Annotated in this window: 20 protein-coding genes; 10 read left to right on the top strand and 10 right to left on the bottom strand. The window is 62.2% G+C overall.

Annotated elements, in window-relative coordinates:
- Positions 1–24: 24 nt before the first annotated feature.
- A complete protein-coding gene (locus tag BFP90_RS07430; protein ID WP_065887524.1) occupies positions 25–1,824 on the top strand; it encodes a cation:proton antiporter in 1,800 nt (599 codons plus the stop codon).
- Positions 1,825–1,897: 73 nt separating this feature from the next.
- Here the strand turns inward: BFP90_RS07430 and rplS are convergent, their stop codons facing one another.
- From rplS to ffh, 5 genes are all read right to left on the bottom strand, one after another.
- Positions 1,898–2,248 (bottom strand): 50S ribosomal protein L19, encoded by a 351-nt coding sequence (gene rplS, locus BFP90_RS07425; protein ID WP_003175895.1) that lies wholly within the window; start codon positions 2,246–2,248, stop codon positions 1,898–1,900.
- 45 nt (positions 2,249–2,293) lie between these two features.
- Positions 2,294–3,067, bottom strand: coding sequence for a tRNA (guanosine(37)-N1)-methyltransferase TrmD (trmD, locus tag BFP90_RS07420; protein ID WP_170876018.1), 774 nt, complete (start codon positions 3,065–3,067; stop codon positions 2,294–2,296).
- Positions 3,049–3,585, bottom strand: a complete 537-nt coding sequence (gene rimM, locus BFP90_RS07415) for a ribosome maturation factor RimM (RefSeq protein ID WP_057723919.1) — start codon at positions 3,583–3,585, stop codon at positions 3,049–3,051. Before rimM ends, trmD begins: the two co-directional genes overlap by 19 nt.
- Before the next feature lie 5 nt (positions 3,586–3,590).
- Positions 3,591–3,842, bottom strand: a complete 252-nt coding sequence (rpsP, locus tag BFP90_RS07410) for a 30S ribosomal protein S16 (RefSeq protein ID WP_003238923.1) — start codon at positions 3,840–3,842, stop codon at positions 3,591–3,593.
- 251 nt (positions 3,843–4,093) lie between these two features.
- Positions 4,094–5,470 carry a signal recognition particle protein gene (gene ffh, locus BFP90_RS07405; protein ID WP_065887523.1) on the bottom strand — a complete coding sequence of 459 codons (1,377 nt, stop codon included), beginning with the start codon at positions 5,468–5,470 and terminating at the stop codon, positions 4,094–4,096.
- Between the two features lie 234 nt (positions 5,471–5,704).
- Here ffh and BFP90_RS07400 point away from each other — a divergent pair, with 234 nt between their 5' ends.
- The 3 genes from BFP90_RS07400 to BFP90_RS07390 all read left to right on the top strand — a co-directional run bounded on the left by BFP90_RS07400 (position 5,705) and on the right by BFP90_RS07390 (position 9,349).
- The gene (locus BFP90_RS07400; RefSeq protein WP_065895135.1) at positions 5,705–6,517 is read left to right on the top strand and encodes a cytochrome C assembly family protein; all 813 of its coding nucleotides are present in this window, start codon (positions 5,705–5,707) and stop codon (positions 6,515–6,517) included.
- Positions 6,518–6,529: 12 nt separating this feature from the next.
- Positions 6,530–7,768, top strand: a complete 1,239-nt coding sequence (locus BFP90_RS07395) for a transporter associated domain-containing protein (protein WP_065896366.1) — start codon at positions 6,530–6,532, stop codon at positions 7,766–7,768.
- Between the two features lie 270 nt (positions 7,769–8,038).
- The gene (locus BFP90_RS07390; RefSeq protein ID WP_065896365.1) at positions 8,039–9,349 is read left to right on the top strand and encodes an MFS transporter; all 1,311 of its coding nucleotides are present in this window, start codon (positions 8,039–8,041) and stop codon (positions 9,347–9,349) included.
- Between the two features lie 144 nt (positions 9,350–9,493).
- Here the strand turns inward: BFP90_RS07390 and purT are convergent, their stop codons facing one another.
- The 5 genes from purT to BFP90_RS07370 form a co-directional block, all read right to left on the bottom strand.
- Positions 9,494–10,675, bottom strand: a complete 1,182-nt coding sequence (purT, locus tag BFP90_RS07385) for a formate-dependent phosphoribosylglycinamide formyltransferase (protein WP_054918313.1) — start codon at positions 10,673–10,675, stop codon at positions 9,494–9,496.
- Positions 10,676–10,745: 70 nt separating this feature from the next.
- Positions 10,746–11,213, bottom strand: a complete 468-nt coding sequence (locus tag BFP90_RS07380) for a VUT family protein (RefSeq protein ID WP_065891540.1) — start codon at positions 11,211–11,213, stop codon at positions 10,746–10,748.
- Positions 11,214–11,338: 125 nt separating this feature from the next.
- Positions 11,339–11,554, bottom strand: coding sequence for a DUF1289 domain-containing protein (locus tag BFP90_RS27165; RefSeq protein ID WP_083203181.1), 216 nt, complete (start codon positions 11,552–11,554; stop codon positions 11,339–11,341).
- Positions 11,551–12,075, bottom strand: coding sequence for a gamma carbonic anhydrase family protein (locus BFP90_RS07375; RefSeq protein ID WP_065896364.1), 525 nt, complete (start codon positions 12,073–12,075; stop codon positions 11,551–11,553). The genes BFP90_RS27165 and BFP90_RS07375 overlap by 4 nt, the downstream gene beginning before the upstream one ends.
- A 35-nt stretch (positions 12,076–12,110) precedes the next feature.
- Entirely contained in the window at positions 12,111–12,713 is a 603-nt protein-coding gene (locus BFP90_RS07370) for a CoA pyrophosphatase (RefSeq protein ID WP_065891538.1), read from the bottom strand.
- A 147-nt stretch (positions 12,714–12,860) separates the two neighbouring features.
- Between BFP90_RS07370 and BFP90_RS07365 the strand changes: the two genes are divergently transcribed.
- The 6 genes from BFP90_RS07365 to ptsP form a co-directional block, all read left to right on the top strand.
- Entirely contained in the window at positions 12,861–13,409 is a 549-nt protein-coding gene (locus BFP90_RS07365; protein WP_065896363.1) for an NUDIX hydrolase, read from the top strand.
- A gap of 37 nt (positions 13,410–13,446) precedes the next feature.
- Positions 13,447–13,950, top strand: coding sequence for a L,D-transpeptidase family protein (locus BFP90_RS07360; protein ID WP_065887515.1), 504 nt, complete (start codon positions 13,447–13,449; stop codon positions 13,948–13,950).
- 261 nt (positions 13,951–14,211) lie between these two features.
- Positions 14,212–14,970, top strand: coding sequence for a GntR family transcriptional regulator (locus BFP90_RS07355; protein WP_065891536.1), 759 nt, complete (start codon positions 14,212–14,214; stop codon positions 14,968–14,970).
- Between the two features lie 10 nt (positions 14,971–14,980).
- The gene (gene nagA / locus BFP90_RS07350) at positions 14,981–16,087 is read left to right on the top strand and encodes an N-acetylglucosamine-6-phosphate deacetylase (RefSeq protein ID WP_065896362.1); all 1,107 of its coding nucleotides are present in this window, start codon (positions 14,981–14,983) and stop codon (positions 16,085–16,087) included.
- Positions 16,080–17,090 carry an SIS domain-containing protein gene (locus BFP90_RS07345; protein WP_065896361.1) on the top strand — a complete coding sequence of 337 codons (1,011 nt, stop codon included), beginning with the start codon at positions 16,080–16,082 and terminating at the stop codon, positions 17,088–17,090. The genes nagA and BFP90_RS07345 overlap by 8 nt, the downstream gene beginning before the upstream one ends.
- A gap of 31 nt (positions 17,091–17,121) precedes the next feature.
- A partial coding sequence (gene ptsP, locus BFP90_RS07340) for a phosphoenolpyruvate--protein phosphotransferase (protein ID WP_065896360.1) occupies positions 17,122–19,404 on the top strand: 2,283 nt, incomplete at its 3' end.

The following is a 19,404-nucleotide window of genomic DNA, read 5'->3' as shown; positions in this document are numbered from 1 at the left end:
TACTTCTAGGAACAGGAAGCTTTAATGAACGAACAACAGATCTTGTTGGCTTTCGGCGGTATCGGTGTGGCCGCGCTCGGCTGCCAATGGCTGGCCTGGCGCCTGAAATTGCCGGCGATTCTGTTTCTGTTATTGAGCGGAATCCTGGCAGGGCCGGTACTTGGCTGGCTCGACCCGCAGGAAATGTTCGGCCCGTTGCTGATGCCACTGGTGTCGCTGGCCGTCGCATTGATCCTGTTTGAGGGCAGCCTGACGCTGCATCTGTCGGAATGGAAGGAAATCGGCAGCGTGGTTCACCGACTGGTGACCCTTGGCGCACTGACGACCTGGGCGGTGATTACCCTGGCAACCCACTGGCTGTTGGGTTTCGACTGGATGCTGGCGCTGCTGTTCGGCACCCTGACGCTGGTCACAGGCCCGACGGTCATCGTGCCGATGTTGCGCGTGGTACGCCCCAAGGCGTCCATCGCCAACATCCTGCGCTGGGAAGGGATCGTCATCGACCCCATCGGTGCGCTGCTGGCCGTGGTGGTCTACAGCTTTATCATCGCCAGCGCCTCGGGCGATGGCTTGAGTCACAGCCTGCTGACCTTTGGCGGCGTCATCCTGTGCGGCAGCCTGTTCGGGATTGCCGGCGGCTGGGTGCTGGGCCTGGTGATGCGCCGCCAGTGGTTGCCGGAATACCTGCACAACCTGGCCACCCTGGCGGCGGTACTGGGGGTGTTCATCGCCTCCAATCAGGTCATGCATGAGTCCGGCCTGCTGGCGGTGACACTGATGGGCATGTGGATGGCGAACATGAAGGGCGTGGACGTGCGGCACATCCTGCACTTCAAGGAGAACCTCAGCGTCCTGTTGATTTCCGGCTTGTTTATCCTGCTGGCGGCGCGCCTGGACCTGAACGCATTGATCGCCCTGGGGCCGTTTGTGCTGATTCTGCTGCTGATCATTCAGTTCATTGCGCGCCCGCTGAACGTTGCTGTGTCGACCGTCGGCTCGAAACTGAGCTGGCGCGAACGCGCACTGCTGGCCTGGATCGCCCCGCGCGGGATTGTGGCCGCAGCGGTGTCGGCGATTTTTGCGATTCGCCTGGATGAGGCCGGCCACGAAGGTGCGTTGTTGCTGGTGCCGCTGACGTTTGCGGTGATTATCGGCACGGTGGTGCTGCAAAGCGCGACTGCGCGCCCTCTGGCGCGCTTGCTGAAAGTGGCCGAGCCCGCGCCAAGCGGCTTTCTGATCGTCGGCGCGAACGCCCCGGCCCGCATCCTCGGCAAAGCCCTGCAACAGTTGGGCAGCCGAGTGCTGCTGACCGATTCAAGCTGGGAAAACATTCGCGCCAGCCGCATGGAAGGGCTGCCGACCTACTTCGGCAACCCGGCATCACAGCATGCCGAGTCCCATCTGGACCTGGTCGGTCTCGGGCATTTGCTCGCGCTGTCCCCTTCCGGCGAATTGAACACCCTGGCCACCATGCGCTTTCGTCATGACTTCGGGCATCGCCTGTTCGCCTTGGCCAACAGCCAGGAAAGCCGTCGCACCGACAAGCACCGGGCCAGCGGCGAGCACCGTGGGCACTTGCTGGGCAGCCAGCCGCTGAGCTACACCAAGCTCGCCAGCCTGCTGGGGCAAGGCGCCGAGCTGTATACCACGCAGCTGACCGATGGGTTTGGCTGGAGCGATTACCAGGCACTGCATGGGGAACGGGCGACGCTGCTGTTTGCCCGCGATAACAGCGGCTGGGTGCATGTGGTCACGCCTGAGAGCGATATGAAACCGTTGGCGGGATGGACATTACTGGCAGTCATTCAGCCTGGTCAGGCCTGAGGGCGCACGGCACAAATCGCAGGCACAAAAAAGCAGCCCGTAGGCTGCTTTTTTCTGCATCGGGAAGCTGGACTTAAGCCAGTTTTTCCTTGATGCGAGCTGCTTTACCGGACAGGTCACGCAGGTAGTACAGCTTGGCTTTGCGTACGTCACCGCGACGTTTCACAGCCATGCTGTCGATTTGCGGGCTGTAGGTCTGGAAAGTACGCTCTACGCCAACACCGTTGGAGATTTTACGAACAGTGAAAGCACTGTTCACACCACGGTTACGCTTGGCGATTACCACGCCTTCGAACGCTTGCAGACGCGAACGGTCGCCTTCCTTCACTTTCACCTGAACGACAATGGTGTCGCCCGGGGCAAAGGTAGGGATCTCTTTGGTCATCTGCTCTGCTTCGAGTGCAAGGATGATTTTGTTAGTCATGCTGTGCTCCTAAGGTAAGTCAATGGACCTACCATCGATACGTTGTTAACTATCGTCCCGCGCGAGGATGTATTCCTCGAGCAGCTTCTTCTCTTCTCCAGAAAGCGAGCGGCTTTCCAGAAGATCGGCGCGTCGTTCATAGGTCCGACCAAGGGACTGCTGTAAACGCCAACGCCGGATGTGTGCGTGATTGCCACTTAGCAATACGTCGGGAACACGCTGATCCGCATACACCTCCGGACGGGTGTAGTGCGGGCAATCCAGCAAACCATCCGTGAAGGAATCTTCCTCCGCGGAGTCCGCATGCCCTAAAGCTCCAGGCAGCAGTCGTGTAACCGCATCTATCAGGACCATCGCCGGCAGCTCGCCGCCAGACAGGACATAGTCCCCAATCGACCACTCTTCATCGACATGAGCTTCAATAAAACGCTCGTCAATGCCTTCATAGCGACCGGCAATCAGGATCAGTGCCTCCTCATTCGCCAGTTCGCCTACCGCAGCCTGTTTCAGCTGACGGCCTTGAGGGGACAGGTAAATAACCTTCGCCTTCTCCCCGGCGGCTGCCTTGGCCTGGGCCAACGCGTCTTCCAGGGGCTTGATCTTCATCACCATGCCCGGGCCACCGCCAAATGGGCGATCGTCCACAGTGTGATGTCGATCCGTCGTGTAGTCTCGCGGGTTCCAACAGGTAAGCTGCAACAGCCCCTGTTTCACCGCCCGACTGGTGATGCCGTACTCGCTGATGGCGGAGAACATCTCGGGAAACAAACTGATCACTTCAATGCGCAAATTAGCCACGCTTAGAAGTCCGCGTCCCATTCCACCTTCATCTCGCCCGCTGCGAGGTCGACGGCCAACACGCACTGCCCGGTATAGGGCAACAGGCGTTCGCGATCATCCAGGCTGCCAGCGCAAGGCTTGACCACCATTACATCATTGGCGCCGGTTTCCAGAAGATGATCGATTTTCCCGAGCAGTTGCCCGAGTTGATCAATAACCTTCAGACCTTCCAGCTGGTACCAGTAGTACTCGCCGTCGGTCAATTCAGGGAACAGGTTGCGCGGCACGCAGATCTCATAACCAGCCAGAAGACGAGCTTCTTCACGATCATCAAGACCCTTGAGCTTTGCGACCAGGAACTTGTCGCTCCCGCGTCCACTGACCAGCTCGACCTGTTTCACGCTGCCTTCGCGCTTAAGCGTCCAGGTTTTGTACTGCAACAGGTTTTCAGTCGGATCAGTAAAGGAATACACCTTCACTTCGCCGCGAACGCCATGAACAGAGTAAATCTTGCCGATAACGATCAAATCATCAGCAACAGTTGGCGTCGCGTTCATATTGCTCAGGCTGCGGCCTTAGCCGAGTCTTTCAACAGCTTGGCAACGCGCTCGGATGGCTGTGCACCAACGCTCAGCCAGTAGGCTACGCGCTCTTGGTTCACGGACAGACGAACTTCCTGACCGCGAGCGATCGGGTTGAAGAAGCCAACTTGTTCCTTGTGAGAGCCGTCACGTGGGTTGCGGCTGTCAGTTACGGTCAAGTGGTAAAACGGGCGCTTTTTGGAGCCGCCAAGGGCAAGACGGATTGTTAGCATGTGAACATCGTTCCTGTAGTCGGTGCTGCAAATCTAAATGCACAGCGGGCATAGGTGCCCGAAAGGCCGCATATTCTAAGGAATATCCGGACTTTTGCAAATGTCTTTTTCCGGCGCCTACCCGCGTGCCATTCAGATCTGCTATAGAGCCGTCGGTTAAAACGGCAGGTCAGCGCCCGCCAATGGCGGGTTTGCTGGAGATCCCGCATCCCTGCGGGTCGGAGCGCAAGCTGGGCTCGCGCTCGAATTCTTTACATCTTGGGCATGCCGCCGCCGGGCAACATACCGCCCATGCCGCGCATCATCTTGGCCATGCCGCCCTTGGCGGAGAATTTCTTCATCATCTTCTGCATCTGCTTGTGCTGCTTGATCAAGCGACCGATGTCCTGCACCTGGGTGCCGGAACCCATGGCGATCCGGCGTTTGCGCGAACCGCTGATCAGCTCAGGGTCGCGGCGCTCGGCCGGGGTCATGGAGTTGATGATGGCTTCCATCTGCTTGAACTGCTTCTCTGCCGCGCCCTGGGCGTTGCCCATTTGCGCCAGGTTCACGCCGCCGATGTTCGGCAGCTTGTCCATCAGCCCGCCAAGGCCACCCATGTTCTTCATTTGTTGCAGCTGATCGCGGAAGTCTTCGAGGTCGAAGCCCTTGCCCTTCTTCAGCTTTTTGGCCAGTTTGTCGGCCTTGTCCTTGTCGAGCGTGGCTTCGGCCTGCTCGATCAGGCTGAGCACGTCGCCCATGCCGAGGATGCGCGAGGCGATACGCTCGGGATGGAACGGCTCGAGCGCGTCGCTCTTCTCGCCCATGCCGATGAACTTGATCGGCTTGCCGGTGATGGCACGTACCGACAGCGCGGCACCGCCACGGGCGTCGCCGTCGACCTTGGTGAGGATCACGCCGGTCAGCGGCAGCGCGTCACCGAAGGCCTTGGCGGTGTTGGCCGCATCCTGGCCGGTCATGGCGTCGACCACGAACAGCGTCTCGACCGGGTTGATCGCGGCATGCAGCGCCTTGATCTCGCCCATCATCTCTTCATCGATGTGCAGGCGACCGGCGGTATCGACGATGACCACGTCGATGAACTTGAGTTTGGCTTCTTTAATGGCCGCGTTGGCAATGTCGACCGGCTTCTGGCTCAGGTCCGACGGGAAGAAGGTCACGCCCACTTCGCCCGCGAGCATTTCCAACTGCTTGATGGCCGCCGGACGGTAAACGTCGGCCGACACCACCATCACGGACTTCTTCTTGCGCTCTTTAAGGAAGCGCGCCAGCTTGCCGGCGGTGGTGGTCTTGCCCGCACCTTGCAGGCCGGCCATCAGCACAACGGCCGGAGGCACGGCGCTGAGGTTCAGGTCTTCGTTGGCTGCGCCCATCAGGCTTTCGAGTTCGGCCTGGACGATCTTCACGAAGGCCTGGCCCGGGGTCAGGCTGCGCGACACTTCGGTGCCGACCGCGCGTTCCCTGACCGAGTTGACGAAATCCTTCACCACCGGCAAGGCCACGTCGGCTTCCAGCAACGCCATGCGCACTTCACGCAGGGTGTCTTTAATATTGTCCTCGGTCAGCTTGGCCTTGCCGGTTACATGGCGCAGCGTCTGCGAGAGACGGTCAGTCAGGTTTTCAAACATGCGCGATCCTTTCAGGCCCTATTCAACGAAATGCATTGGTAGACCGAGGTAATGGCGGCCCAGGCTGTGGTAAATCGCTATTAAACATAGCGCTCGGCGAGCCTGCGGCGTGGGCAGGTCGCGGATTATAGCGAAGACTGCGCCCGTGCACACCCGCTGTCTGGCGGGGGAGTCTTTCGTGCGGCGCGGGTGTGTGCCAAACTCAGCGCCTTTCGGGCTTGTCTATCAGGATTTATGCTCCCCTTGTCACCCAGTTTGCTACCCAGCCTCGCCGCCGCCCTCTTGTATGCCGCTGCGACCCTCTATCAGGGCTCTCGTCTGGCCCAAGGCGCCAAAGCGGACAAACGTCTGCTGACAGGCCTTGGCGTCCTCGCCCTGCTGGCTCATGCCGCCAGTCTGTTTACGCACCTGATGACCCCGGTCGGCCTGGGCCTGGATTTTTTCAGCGCCGCCAGCCTGATCGCCGCCGCCGTGATCGCACTGACGCTGCTGGCGTGCTACCGGATTCCGGTCGAGAACCTGCTCGTGCTGCTGTTCCCCCTGGGCGTGCTCACGGTGCTGCTGGCGCAATTCGCCCCCACCGGCACCGTACAGGTGATCGATGAAGAGCCGGGCATCCTCGCGCACATCCTGTTGTCGATCCTCGCCTACGGCATGTTCACCATCGCGGTGTTCCAATCGCTGCTGGTACTGCTGCAAGACCACCAGCTCAAGCACAAGCACCCGTCCGGCCTGATCAAGAACTTCCCGCCGCTGCAAACCATGGAAAGCCTGTTGTTCGGGTTCCTGTGGGCCGGCTGGACATTGTTGTCGCTGTCGCTGATCTCCGGCTGGCTGTTCGTCGAGAACCTGTTCGCCCAGCACCTGGTGCACAAGACCTTGCTCGCCTGCCTGGCCTGGATCGTGTTCAGCGTGTTGCTGTGGGGTCGCAACCGCCTCGGCTGGCGCGGGCACAAAGCCATCCGCTGGACCCTGGCCGGTTTCTGCCTGCTGATGCTGGCCTATTTCGGCAGCAAGCTGGTTCGCGAATACATCCTGCATATCTGACGAGCGGCGATCATGGACAACTTGCCCCTTGGGCCGATGCTCGCCGTAATTGCCCTGCTGCTTTTATGGGCGGCGCTGTTTACCGCCATCGAAGCCGCGCAACAACACCTGCTGGCCCTGCGCCCCGGCACACGCCAGGGTGACAAGGCTGCCGCACGCCTGAGTTTCCCGCGCGACAGCCTGATCCTGTGCAACAGCCTGAGCCGCGCAGCCGTGGTCATCCTCTGCACACTGCTGGCGATCCATGCCTGGGCGCAGAACGGGCCATGGCTCGGCGGGTTGATCGCCTGCGCATTGCTGCTGATCCTCGCCGACTACCTGCCCCGCGCCCTGGCTACCCGCTATCCGCACGCCATACTGGGTTTCGGCAATGCGCTGCTGGGCGTGCCGCTGAAAATCCTGTATCCCGTGGCCTGGCTGCTCAATGGCATCAGCCTGATGCTGCTGCGCCCGTTCGCGCGCAAGGCCGGCGTGGTGAGAAACAGCGACGAGCCTTCGTCCGACCACCACGACGAACCGCACCCTGATGCCGATGAAGAGCCTATGCCCGGCATGCCTGGCATCCATGCCCTGGACAACATCACCGTCAATGACATCCTGGTGCCGCGCAGCGAAGTGGACGGCATCAACCTGGATGACACGATCGAGGACATCATCGAGCAACTGCGCACTTCCCAGCGCACGCGGTTGCCGGTGTTCCACAGCGACATCAACCAGGTCGAAGCGGTGCTCAACACACGGCAGATCCAGCACCTGCTGGCCGACGCCAGCCTGACCAAGGAAGCGCTGCTGGCCGCCTGCCACGAACCCTACTTCGTGCCGGAAAGCACGCCGTTGCAGCTGCAACTGCTGAATTTCCACAAGCAACAGCGCCGCCTGGGCATGGTGGTGGATGAGTACGGCGAAGTGCTGGGCATCGTCACCCTGGAAGACATCCTGGAAGAAATCGTCGGCGAATTCGAAAGTGATCAGACTGTGGATAACCCCCACATCGAAGCCCAGCCGGACGGCCGCTACATCATCGACGGCGCGGCTTCGATCCGCGAACTGAACAAAAGCCTGGGCTGGCACCTGCCCAGCGACGGCCCCAAGACCCTCAACGGCCTGGTCACCGAGGCGCTGGAGACCATTCCGGACTGCGCGGTATGCCTGAAGATTGGCCGCTATCGCCTGGAAATCCTCGAGACCGAGGACAACCGGGTAAGCAAGGTGCTGATCTGGCATACCAGCCATGTGCCTGTAGCCGCATAATCCCGACAAACTAAAATCCAATGTGGGAGGGGGCTTGCCCCCGATAGCAGAGTGTCAGTTACTGCATCTGGTGACTGATACACCGCTATCGGGGGCAAGCCCCCTCCCACATTTTGATTTGCGGCGCGCCTGTTACTTGTTGTAACTCCAAACCCCTTCCTATAATCCCTGCGGCTTACCCAAGCCGCTCCGCGCACAACCCTGATCCATGGGTGTACGACCAATAATAATCCGCGTCCAAACGCGCAATGACCGTCAGGGATTACCGCCATGAGCACCCCCTATAACGAGGCCACCACCGCTGCCCCGACCAACTCGACGGCTCGCGTGGCGACCGCGAGCATCGTCGGCACCGCCATCGAGTTCTACGACTTCTATATCTACGCCACGGCTGCCGCGCTGGTGATCGGCCCGGTGTTCTTCCCGCAGACGTCCGGCACCGCGCAGATGCTGGCGTCGTTCCTGACCTTCGGCATCGCGTTTATCGCCCGCCCGCTGGGCTCGGCGCTGTTCGGCCACTTTGGCGACCGCATCGGTCGCAAATCGACGCTGGTGGCCTCCCTGCTGCTGATGGGCGTGTGTACCACCCTGATCGGCTTGCTGCCCGGCTACGACAGCATTGGCGCCTGGGCACCGATCCTGTTGTGTGTCTTGCGCTTCGGCCAAGGCTTGGGCCTGGGCGGGGAATGGGGCGGCGCGGCCTTGCTGGCGACCGAGAACGCGCCCAAAGGCAAACGCGCCTGGTTCGGCATGTTCCCGCAACTGGGCCCGTCGATTGGCTTTTTGGCGGCCAATGGTTTGTTCCTGATTTTGGCCATGAGCCTGAACGACGAGCAGTTCCGCAGCTGGGGCTGGCGCATTCCGTTCATCCTCAGCGCGGCGCTGGTGATGGTGGGCCTGTACGCACGCCTCAAGCTGCACGAGACGCCCGTGTTCGCCAACGCCGTGGCCCATGAAAAACCGGTGAAAGTGCCGCTGGTGGAGCTGTTCAGCCAGCACTGGCTGCCGGTATTGCTGGGGGCCGCGTCGATGGTGGTGTGTTATGCGCTGTTCTATATCACCACGGCGTTTTCCCTGAGTTACGGGGTGTCGACCCTCGGCTACAGCCGTGAAACCTTCCTCGGCCTGTTGTGCTTCGCGGTGCTGTTCATGGGCCTGGCGACGCCGTTGGCGGCGCTGGCCAGCGACCGCTACGGGCGCAAACCGGTGCTGATCGTCGGCGCGATCCTGGCGATACTGTCGGGCTTTACCATGGAGCCGCTGCTGACCCACGGTTCGACCTGGGCCGTGGCGTTGTTCCTGGCGCTGGAACTGTTCCTGATGGGCATAACCTTCGCGCCGATGGGTGCGCTGCTGCCGGAACTGTTCCCGACCCGCGTGCGTTATACCGGCGCTTCGGCGGCGTATAACCTGGGTGGGATCGTGGGCGCGTCGGCGGCACCGTTCTTCGCAACCAAGCTGGTGGCGATGGGCGGGCTGAGTTATGTGGGTGGGTATGTGTCGGCGGCAGCGTTGCTGAGCTTGATTGCGGTGCTGTGCCTGAAAGAGACGCGGGATAATGATTTGAACAAGGTCGCCTGAAGCCTGATCGCGATGATCGTTCCCACGCTCTGCGTGGGGAATGCTGCCCTGGACGCTCTGCGTCCGCTTTTAAAGTCGTGACGCGGAGCGTCACAGGATGCATTCCCACGCGGAGCGTGGGAACGATCGGCGTCAGGGGCGGTTTTAGAGTTCTACAACCACAGCCTGAGAAGCCCGGGTCGCCTTGGCCCGAGCAGCCTCAATCGACTCATCTCGCGCCAGCGCCACGCCCATGCGGCGCTGGCCATTGACCTCCGGCTTGCCAAACAGACGCAACGCCGTATCCGGCTCGCTCAACGCGGCGCCCAGGTTGGCGAATGCGGTCTGGGTCGACTGCCCTTCCACCAGGATCACCGCCGAAGCCGAAGGCCCGAACTGGCGGATCAACGGGATCGGCAGGCCGAGGATGGCGCGGGCGTGCAGGGCAAATTGCGACAGGTCCTGGGAAATCAGGGTCACAAGGCCCGTGTCATGGGGGCGCGGCGAAACTTCGCTGAACCACACCTGATCACCCTTGATAAACAGTTCCACGCCAAACAGACCCCGGCCGCCCAAGGCCTCGGTCACGGCTTTGGCGACGCGCTCGGACTCGGCCAGCGCAATCGGGCTCATGGCCTGGGGCTGCCAGGATTCCTGGTAGTCGCCCTTCTCCTGACGATGGCCGACCGGCGCGCAGAAGGTGGTGCCGCCGATATGGCGCACGGTCAGCAGGGTGATTTCGTAGTCGAAGTCGATAAAGCCTTCGATGATCACCCGACCTTTACCGGCGCGGCCGCCTTCCTGGGCGTAGTCCCAGGCTTTCTGCACATCGTCCGCGCTGCGCAGCAGGCTCTGGCCCTTGCCCGACGAGCTCATCACCGGCTTGACCACACACGGGAAACCCAGGTCCTGCACGGCCTTGCTATAGTCTTCGAAGGTGTCGGCGAAGTGGTATGGGGAGGTCGGCAAGTCCAGCTCTTCGGCGGCCAGGCGACGGATGCCTTCACGGTTCATGGTCAGCGAGGTGGCGCGCGCGGTCGGGATCACGGTGAAGCCTTCGGCTTCCAGCTCGACCAGGGTAGCGGTGGCGATGGCTTCGATTTCCGGCACGATGAAGTGCGGCTTCTCCGCCTCGATGACGGCACGCAAGGCGGCGCCGTCGAGCATGTTGATCACATGGCTACGGTGCGCCACCTGCATGGCGGGCGCGTTGGCGTAGCGATCCACGGCAATCACTTCAACGCCCAGGCGTTGCAGCTCGATTACCACTTCCTTGCCCAGCTCACCGCAGCCACACAGCAAAACGCGGGTCGCGGTTGGCGACAATGGAGTTCCGATTCGGGTCATCTCAGGTCCTCAGGGGAGCGGATCATGGGGGAGAAAGGCCGGCATTTTACATGAACTGTAGAGATTGGCCTCAGTTAGCAACGGCGCGCCGGCGCATGCGCCAGGCCATGACCAGCCACACCACGGTCACCCCGGCGAATTTCGACACCAGCGCGGTGCCCGCCACCGCCGGCGTCAGCGCGCCGATCAGGCCGAAGAAGATAAAGGTATCCAGGGGAATGCTCAGCGCCGAACTGATCCACAGGCGATCGTGCAACGGGCGCCGGGTGATGCTGAACACCAGCCAGTCGATGCACTCGGACACCGCGAACGCCGTGGCGCTGGCCAGGGCGATGGACGGGTCCGACGTGATATACGACAACACCAGCGCCGCCAGCATGGCGATGATCGCACCGTGGCCGAAGCGGGTTTGCACCATGTCGCGCAGAATGAAGACCAGGCCACCCCAGGCGGACCAGATCACGTCCAGGTGCGGGGCGGTGGAAAAGGCGAAGTTGATCAGCACGACGCTGCTGATGTAGGCGATCAGGAAGAGCATGGGGCGAAAACCTGTAGGAGCGAGCTTGCTCGCGAAAAACGTTAACGATGACGCGGGGAATCTGACTATACGCGGTGTTCTTGGGTTTTTCGCGAGCAAGCTCGCTCCTACAGGGGGGGCAGCAGTCAGGCGCCGGATTTACCAGAAACCATAAACACTAACCCACTCGCCACCGCCCGCTCATGGCACAACCCCAACACCAGCCGGCGTTCGGCATTGTCCATGCGGCTCCAACGCGTAATCTCGTCCACGGTACGCTGGCAACCAGTACAGATATCGTCATCATCCAGTGCGCAAATACTCACACAAGGCGAAGCGACAGGCCGTTCAACCGTACTCATTGTTCCTGCTCGACCAGATCACGCGCATACCGCTGCGCGTTATGCACATAGTGCGCGGCGCTGGCTTCGAGCATGCGTTTCTGCGCTTCGGTCAGCTCACGCACCACCTTGCCGGGCGACCCCATCACCAGCGAGCCATCGGGAATTTCCTTGCCTTCGCCGATCAGCGAATTGGCGCCGATGATGCAGTGCTTGCCAATCTTCGCGCCATTGAGGATCACCGCGTTGATGCCGATCAGGCTGTAATCATCGACGGTGCAGCCGTGCAGCATGGCGTTGTGGCCGATGGTCACGCCGGTGCCGAGAGTCAGCGGGTAGCCCATGTCGGTGTGCATCACGCTGCCGTCCTGCACGTTGCTGTTCTTGCCGATCAGGATCAGTTCGTTGTCGCCACGCAATACCGCGTTGAACCAGACGTTGGCGCCCTCCTCCAGCTTGACCTTGCCCACCAGCGTGGCATTGGGTGCTACCCAACTGTTGGGATGCGTCTCGACGCGGGCATCGCCCAGGCGGTATTTCATGGTTGTTCCTCACGGCTCGCCATTCAAACGATGGCTCAGATATTGATGAAGCTCTTGGGTGGCTGATGCAGGCTGATCTTGGCGTCGTCGTAGAGCAGGTTGATCAGCTCGACGATCATGATTGCCGTCAGGCCCCAGATCTTGTATTCGCCGAATCTGTAGCTTGGCACATACCAACTGCGACCCTGATAGTCGATGCGGTGGGTGTGCTCGCGTGGGTCCTGGCGGAAAAAATCCAGGGGCACGCTGAAGACAGCGGCAATTTCGGCGTCGTTGGCCAGGTACTCGACGTAATCAGGGACCACGCCCACATAGGGCGTTACACGGATACCGTGCAGGGAGATCAACGGGCTCAATGGGCCAATGACCTCGACCAGACCCGGCGGCAGGCCGATTTCTTCTTCGGCTTCGCGCAGGGCGGTAAAGATCAGGTCCGGGTCTTCGGGGTCACGGCGTCCGCCGGGAAAGGCCACTTCGCCGCCATGGGTCGACAGGCCACTGGCGCGCAGGGTCAGGATCAGCTCGGGTTCGTCACTGCGGGTAATCGGCACCAGCACCGCGGCCTCGGGGAAACGCCCGTCGGTCTCCAGCGAGTGGGGGGTGTGATTGCTTACCCGGCGAAGTAGCTCGTCCAGCATGAGTCATCTCGGTCTGTTGGCTACCTTGCATCATGCACCAAAGCGCGCAGGCGCCCAACCCCAAAACCACCGGGGTGTCGCGAAACGACAACTTGCAGGAACGCCTGGCACCAAGCCAAGATGTGCCCACTCTCCAGGAACCCCAGCATGAATTTCTGCAGCCAGTGCGGCAAACCGGTCACCCAACGCATTCCCGAAGGCGACGCGCGCCTGCGCTATGTGTGCGATCACTGCTCGACCATTCATTACCAGAATCCCAATATCGTCGCCGGCACCGTACCGGTATGGGGCGACAAAGTGCTGCTGTGCCGTCGCGCCATCGAGCCGCGCCTGGGTTACTGGACCCTGCCCGCAGGTTTCATGGAAAACGGCGAAACCGTGGAACAGGCCGCCATGCGCGAGACCCTGGAAGAAGCCTGCGCCCGCGTGCGCGACCTGAGCCTCTATACCTTGATCAACGTGCCGCACATCAACCAGGTGCATATTTTCTATCGCGCCGAGCTGGCCGACCTGGACTTTGCCGCAGGCATCGAAAGCCTGGAAGTGAAGCTGTTCGCCGAGGCCGACATCCCTTGGTCCGAGCTGGCTTTCCGCACGGTCGGGCGTACCTTAGAATGCTTCTTCGCTGACCGTGCGCAACAGCTGTTCCCGGTGCGCAGCGAGTCCGTGCCGCCCCAGTCCAAGCCCGCCCAATAACAAGCCGGCCACTCGTCGCCAAAGGGAAATCGTTTCAATGCGTTGGTTGCTTGCTCTGATCTGCCTGTCGTTCGCTGCCCTGTCCTCGGCCTCCACGGTGCAAACCCTCGGCGGCAAACCGGTCGAAAAGGTCCTGGTGCTCAAATCCGCCCACCAGTTGCAACTGATCAACGACGGCAAGCCGCTCAAGACCTATCGCATATCCCTGGGAAAAAACCCGAAAGGTCACAAACTGATCGAGGGCGACCGTCGCACGCCTGAGGGCTTCTACTGGATCGACTGGCGCAAGACCAGCGAACGCTTCAACCTGGCCATGCACATCTCCTACCCCAATATCAGCGACGCCGCCCGCGCGCGCCGCGAAGGGGTGAAACCGGGCAGCATGATCATGATCCACGGCACGCCCGACACCGAAGACTACCCGGAACAGTGGTTCCACACCCTGGACTGGACCGACGGCTGCATCGGCATGCGCAATGTGGACATGCGCGAAGTCTGGAGCCTGGTCAAGGACGGCACCCTGATCGAGATTCGGCCCTGATCTGCGACCGCTCGTAAAATAATTCGAAAATATTTCCTGCCCCAGGCAGCGCCTGACGGTGAATACCAGTTCACCGCGCGCGCTGTGCGTTTGTGCGCGCAACAAAGACCTCTCTAATACCACTTGATACGATGCACCATTAGCACGCCCTGAAACCGGGGTTCGCACCGTTTTGGCAGCATTGACATGGTATTTAAGTGGTATTAATTTCCGGCCATTACCGGGCGACAACATTCCAATAACGCATCGGAAACCTGACAGATGAATCCCATCCTGGCCCTGCGCCCCGACGACAAGCAATCCACGCCGCTGTACCTGCAACTGGCCCGCAGCCTTGAAGCGGCGATCCATGCCGGCCAGTGGAAATCCGAGCAGGCCCTGCCCTCGGAGCGTGCGCTCAGCGAGCAGTTGGGCATCTCGCGGGTGACCGCCCGCAAAGCGCTGGAGGTGTTGCTTGCCCAGGGCCTGATTCGCCGCAGCCAGGGCTCCGGCACCTTTATCACGCCGCGCCTGGAACAACCGTTGTCGCGCTTGTCGGGGTTCAGCGAAATGTTGCGGCTCAAGGGCTTTGTGCCCACGTCCCAATGGCTGGAGCGCGACATCACCCCGCCAACCCACGAAGAGCTGATCCGCCTGTGCCTGTCGCCCACCGACAAAGTGGCGCGCCTCAAGCGTCTGCGCAAAGCCGATGACACGGTGATGGCGATTGAAATGACCACCCTGCCCGCCTCGGTGCTGCCCCAGCCGCAAGCCATCGGCAATTCGCTGTACGAATACCTGGAAGGCATCGGCAAGCCCATCGTGCGCGCCCTGCAGCATATCCAGGCGATCAATGCGTCGGACGAGTTCGCCAGGCTGGTGGGCATCGCCCCCGGCACCGCCATGCTGCTGATGACCCGCGTGGGCTACACCGCCGACAACACGCCGATTGAAATCACCGACACCTACTGCCGCAACGACTACTACGACTTTGTCGCAGAGCTGCGCCGTCATGACTACTCCGCCGAATTGCGAATTTAGAGAACTGCCCATGTCAGAAGACAATATCCTCACGCCCAGCGGCTGGATGCGCGGCCGCCTGGTGCACGAGCACGGCAAGGTGGTCGCCGTTGAAGGCACCCCGTGCGACCCGGCCGACAACGAGCTGCCCTACTTGCTGCCAGGCTTTATCGACCTGCATGTGCATGGCGGCGGCGGTGCGGACATCATGGAAGGGGCGCACGCCTTCGAGACCATCACCCGTACCCACGTGCGGTTCGGCACCACCTCGCTACTGGCCACCACCATGACGGCGCCGGTGGAAGAAATCACCAAAGTGCTCGGTGAGCTCGGCAAGTTCTGTGAACAACGTCCGACGGGCAGCGCCCGGGTCCTGGGCGTGCACCTGGAGGGCCCTTACATCAATCCAGGCAAACTCGGTGCCCAACCCAACTTCGCCCACACCGCCTTGATGGCCGAAGTCGAAGCCTACCTGCGCCTGGCGCCGATCCGGGTGATCACCATCGCCCCGGAAATCGCCGGCCACGACGGCCTGATCCGCGCCCTCAGCGAACGCGGCGTGCGCATGCAGATCGGCCATACCCTGGGCAGCTATGAAGAAGGCGTCGCCGCCCTCGCCGCCGGCGCCACCAGCTTCACCCATTTGTACAACGCCATGAGCCCGCTGCATCACCGCGAGCCGGGCATCGTCGGCGCCGCGCTGGCCCACGCCCAATACGCCGAATTGATCCCGGATTTGCTTCACGTGCACCCCGGCGCCATGCGCGTGGCGCTGCGTTCGATCCCATGCCTGTACTGCGTCACTGACTCCACCGCCGCCGCCGGCATGCCCGATGGCGAATACAAGCTGGGCAGCCACACCGTGACCAAATGCCTGGGCGGCGTACGCCTGGCCGACGGCACCCTGGCCGGCAGCACCCTGACCATGGACCAGGCGCTGCGCAACCTGGTGAAAATCGGCCTGCCCATCAGCGAAGCCTCACAACGCCTGTCGCAATTTCCTGCGGACTACCTGGGCCTGGAAGAACGCGGTCGCCTGCAACCCGGCAGCTTCGCCGACTGCGTGCGCCTGGACCGCTCCCTGACACTCACCGACGTAATGGTCGAAGGAGAAACCATTGACTTCAAAAATGCTTGAAGAGGCCCTGGCCTCCTGCGACGCCGTCGCCGCACAACTGCAACGCCTGGAGCCGCTGCTGGAGGAAGTCGCCGGTCGCCTGCGCCGCCAGCCGCCGCAAGTGGCGATGACCATTGCCCGTGGCAGCTCGGACCATGCCGCCAGCTACTTCGCTTACCTGGCCATGCAGCATGTGGGCATTCCGGTGGCGTCGTTGCCGATGTCGGTGGTGACCCTGTTGCAGGCGCCAATGAAAGTCAGCGGCCAAGTGGCGTTCGGGTTCTCCCAGTCGGGGCAGAGCCCGGATTTGGTCAACAGCCTGCGCCTGTTGCGCAAACGCGGGGCCTTGAGCATTTCGCTGGTGAATGCCGAAGATTCGCCGCTGGAAGCCGCGTGTGAATTCCATGTGCCGCTGTGCGCCGGGCCGGAACTCAGCGTGGCCGCGACCAAGAGCTTTATCGCCACCCTCAGCGCCAGCGCGCAGTTGATCGGCCACTGGAATCAGGAAGCCGATCTGCTGCAAGCCTGCCAGGCGCTGCCCGACGGCCTGCGCGACGCCGCCAGGCAGGATTGGCGCCTGGCAGTCGACGCCCTCAAAGGCAGCCAGCGCTTGATGGTCATCGGCCGTGGCGCCGGTTTCGCCATCGCCCAGGAAGCTGCGCTCAAACTCAAGGAGACCTCGGCGATCCAGGCCGAGGCCTTCAGCAGCGCCGAAGTGCGCCACGGGCCGATGGCCTTGATCGACGAACACTACCCGCTGCTGGTGTTCGCCCCACGCGGCGCTGAACAGGCCGGCCTGCTGAGCCTGGCCGCCGACATGCGTCAACGCGGTGCCCGCGTGCTGTTGGCCGCGCCCGACGATATCGCCGAACGCGACCTGACCCTGAGCCGCGCCGACCACCCGAGCCTGGACCCGATCCTGGCGATCCAGAGTTTCTACGTGATGGCCGCCAGCCTGGCTGAGGCACGGGGCATGGACCCGGACCAGCCGCGCCACCTGAGCAAAGTCACCCGCACCCACTGAAGCGGCGTTTTTCCTGATGAGTACCGTGCCCATGTCCAACAATAATAATCGACTGACCCTCAGCGCCCCCTTGAGTGGGCCGGTGCTGGCCCTGAACGGCGTCCCCGACGAAGTGTTCGCCAGCGGCGCCATGGGCGACGGTATCGCTATCGACCCGTTGAACGACTGTCTGCAGGCACCCTGTGACGGCGTGATCATCCATGTCGCCCGCACTGGGCACGCCCTGACCATCCGTGCCGATAACGGTGCCGAGGTATTGATGCATGTGGGCATCGACACCGTGGAACTCAATGGCGAAGGCTTTGCCTTGCTGGTCAAGGAAGGCGCACGGGTGAGCCAGGGCCAGGCACTGGTGCGGTTTGACCTGGACCGTATTGCGCGTCAGTGCAAGAGCCTGGTGAGCCTGATCATCCTGACCAACAGTGATCGCTTTGAGCTGACGCCGGTGCCGCTGAAGACGGTCAAGGTCGGTGAGCCGTTGATGCACATTGCCGCGCGCTCCACCGCCACCGTTCAAGCAGCGGTGGATAACTCCAATTGCGAAGCCGGCTCCGAAGCCAGCGCCAGCGTACGCATCACCCACCGGGGCGGCTTGCATGCCCGCCCCGCCGCCTTGATCCGCAAGACGGCCCAGGGTTTCAGCAGCCAGTCGCACCTGCATTTTGCTGACAAGTCGGCGTCGTGCGACAGCCTGATTGGCTTGATGGGCCTGGGCATTGGCGAAGGCGACGAAGTGCGCGTGAGTTGCCGTGGCAAAGACGCCGAGGCCGCCTTGCAAGGGTTGCTCGCGGCATTGTCGGTAGCGGTCAGCGAAGCCCATCACGCCCCCGTGGTCGCTGCTGCGCCCCGTCGTGCCAGTGTAGAAACCGATGTGCTGCAAGGCGTTTGTGCAGCCCCCGGCCTGGTGTGCGGTCCGCTGTTCCGCCTGACCGGCATCGAGCTGCCGCAAGACACCGGCAACCATTCGGCCGCCGAACAACAACAGCGCCTCGACACGGCACTGGAGCAGGTGCGCGATGAAATCCACAGCACCCTCGAGCATGCCCGCCAACGCAAGAACGTCGAGGAAGAAGACATCTTCGCCGCCCACCTCGCGCTGCTCGAAGACCCGGCGCTGCTGGAAGCGGCCAGCGCCGCCATCGCCCACGGCAGCGCCGCCACCCATGCCTGGCGCGATGCGATCCAGGCCCAGTGCGCGGTGCTGCTGGCACTGGGCAAGCCGTTGTTTGCCGAGCGCGCCAACGACCTGCGCGACCTGCAGCAACGCGTATTGCGTGCCTTGCTGGGCGAGGCCTGGCACTTCGAACTGCCCGCCGGGTCGATCGTCAGTGCCCACGAACTGACCCCGTCGGATTTGCTGCAGTTGAGTGAGCAGCAGGCCGTGGGTATCTGCATGGCCGAAGGCGGCGCCACGTCACACGTCGCCATTCTTGCGCGGGGTAAAGGCTTGCCCTGCGTGGTCGCGTTGGGTGCCGAGGTGCTGGATGTGCCCCAGGGCCAGCGTGTGGTGCTGGACGCCGTCAATGGCCGACTGGAACTGGCCCCCACAGACGCGCGCCATGCTGAAGTGCAGCAGATTCGCGACGCGCAAAAACTGCGTTGCCAGCAGCAGCAAGCCCAGGCGCAACAACCGGCACGCACCATCGATGGCGTGAGCATTGAAATCGCCGCCAACGTCGCCTCCAGCAGCGAGGCGCGGCTGGCGTTTGAAAACGGCGCCGATGGCGTCGGCCTGTTGCGCACCGAATTTCTGTTCGTCGACCGCCGCACCGCGCCGGATGAACAGGAACAGCGCCAGGCCTATCAGGCCGTGCTGGATGCCATGGGCGACAAATCCGTGATCATTCGCACCATCGACGTGGGCGGCGACAAGCAGCTCGACTACCTGCCGCTGCCTGTCGAAGCCAACCCGGTGTTGGGTCTGCGCGGCATTCGCCTGGCCCAGGTGCGCCCGGAACTGCTCGACCAGCAACTGCGTGCCCTGTTGCAAGTCTCGCCGCTGGCGCGTTGCCGCATCCTGTTGCCGATGGTCAGCGAGGTGGACGAACTGCTGCAGATCCGCCAGCGCCTGGATGAGTTGTGCGTCGAGCTGAAACTGACGCAGCGCCCCGAACTGGGGGTGATGATCGAAGTGCCCGCCGCCGCGCTGATGGCCGAGCAATTGGCCGAACACGCAGACTTTTTGTCCATCGGCACCAATGACCTGTCCCAGTACACCCTGGCCATGGATCGCGACCACGCAGGCTTGGCCGCCCGCGTCGATGCGCTGCACCCGGCCTTGCTGCGGCTGATCGCCCAGACCTGTGCCGGTGCG

Source organism: Pseudomonas sp. 24 E 13 (genome assembly GCF_900004715.1).
GTDB classification, from domain to species: domain Bacteria; phylum Pseudomonadota; class Gammaproteobacteria; order Pseudomonadales; family Pseudomonadaceae; genus Aquipseudomonas; species Aquipseudomonas orientalis_A.
This window is presented reverse-complemented; position numbering and strand designations above follow the sequence as displayed.

Bases quoted from the DNA above. Each gene is read 5' to 3' on its own strand.
- BFP90_RS07430 (WP_065887524.1), top strand. From the start codon at position 25: ATGAACGAACAACAGATCTTGTTGGCTTTCGGCGGTATCGGTGTGGCC.
- rplS (WP_003175895.1), bottom strand. From the start codon at position 2,248: ATGACTAACAAAATCATCCTTGCACTCGAAGCAGAGCAGATGACCAAA.
- trmD (WP_170876018.1), bottom strand. From the start codon at position 3,067: ATGGGACGCGGACTTCTAAGCGTGGCTAATTTGCGCATTGAAGTGATC.
- rimM (WP_057723919.1), bottom strand. From the start codon at position 3,585: ATGAACGCGACGCCAACTGTTGCTGATGATTTGATCGTTATCGGCAAG.
- rpsP (WP_003238923.1), bottom strand. From the start codon at position 3,842: ATGCTAACAATCCGTCTTGCCCTTGGCGGCTCCAAAAAGCGCCCGTTT.
- ffh (WP_065887523.1), bottom strand. From the start codon at position 5,470: ATGTTTGAAAACCTGACTGACCGTCTCTCGCAGACGCTGCGCCATGTA.
- BFP90_RS07400 (WP_065895135.1), top strand. From the start codon at position 5,705: ATGCTCCCCTTGTCACCCAGTTTGCTACCCAGCCTCGCCGCCGCCCTC.
- BFP90_RS07395 (WP_065896366.1), top strand. From the start codon at position 6,530: ATGGACAACTTGCCCCTTGGGCCGATGCTCGCCGTAATTGCCCTGCTG.
- BFP90_RS07390 (WP_065896365.1), top strand. From the start codon at position 8,039: ATGAGCACCCCCTATAACGAGGCCACCACCGCTGCCCCGACCAACTCG.
- purT (WP_054918313.1), bottom strand. From the start codon at position 10,675: ATGACCCGAATCGGAACTCCATTGTCGCCAACCGCGACCCGCGTTTTG.
- BFP90_RS07380 (WP_065891540.1), bottom strand. From the start codon at position 11,213: ATGCTCTTCCTGATCGCCTACATCAGCAGCGTCGTGCTGATCAACTTC.
- BFP90_RS27165 (WP_083203181.1), bottom strand. From the start codon at position 11,554: ATGAGTACGGTTGAACGGCCTGTCGCTTCGCCTTGTGTGAGTATTTGC.
- BFP90_RS07375 (WP_065896364.1), bottom strand. From the start codon at position 12,075: ATGAAATACCGCCTGGGCGATGCCCGCGTCGAGACGCATCCCAACAGT.
- BFP90_RS07370 (WP_065891538.1), bottom strand. From the start codon at position 12,713: ATGCTGGACGAGCTACTTCGCCGGGTAAGCAATCACACCCCCCACTCG.
- BFP90_RS07365 (WP_065896363.1), top strand. From the start codon at position 12,861: ATGAATTTCTGCAGCCAGTGCGGCAAACCGGTCACCCAACGCATTCCC.
- BFP90_RS07360 (WP_065887515.1), top strand. From the start codon at position 13,447: ATGCGTTGGTTGCTTGCTCTGATCTGCCTGTCGTTCGCTGCCCTGTCC.
- BFP90_RS07355 (WP_065891536.1), top strand. From the start codon at position 14,212: ATGAATCCCATCCTGGCCCTGCGCCCCGACGACAAGCAATCCACGCCG.
- nagA (WP_065896362.1), top strand. From the start codon at position 14,981: ATGTCAGAAGACAATATCCTCACGCCCAGCGGCTGGATGCGCGGCCGC.
- BFP90_RS07345 (WP_065896361.1), top strand. From the start codon at position 16,080: ATGCTTGAAGAGGCCCTGGCCTCCTGCGACGCCGTCGCCGCACAACTG.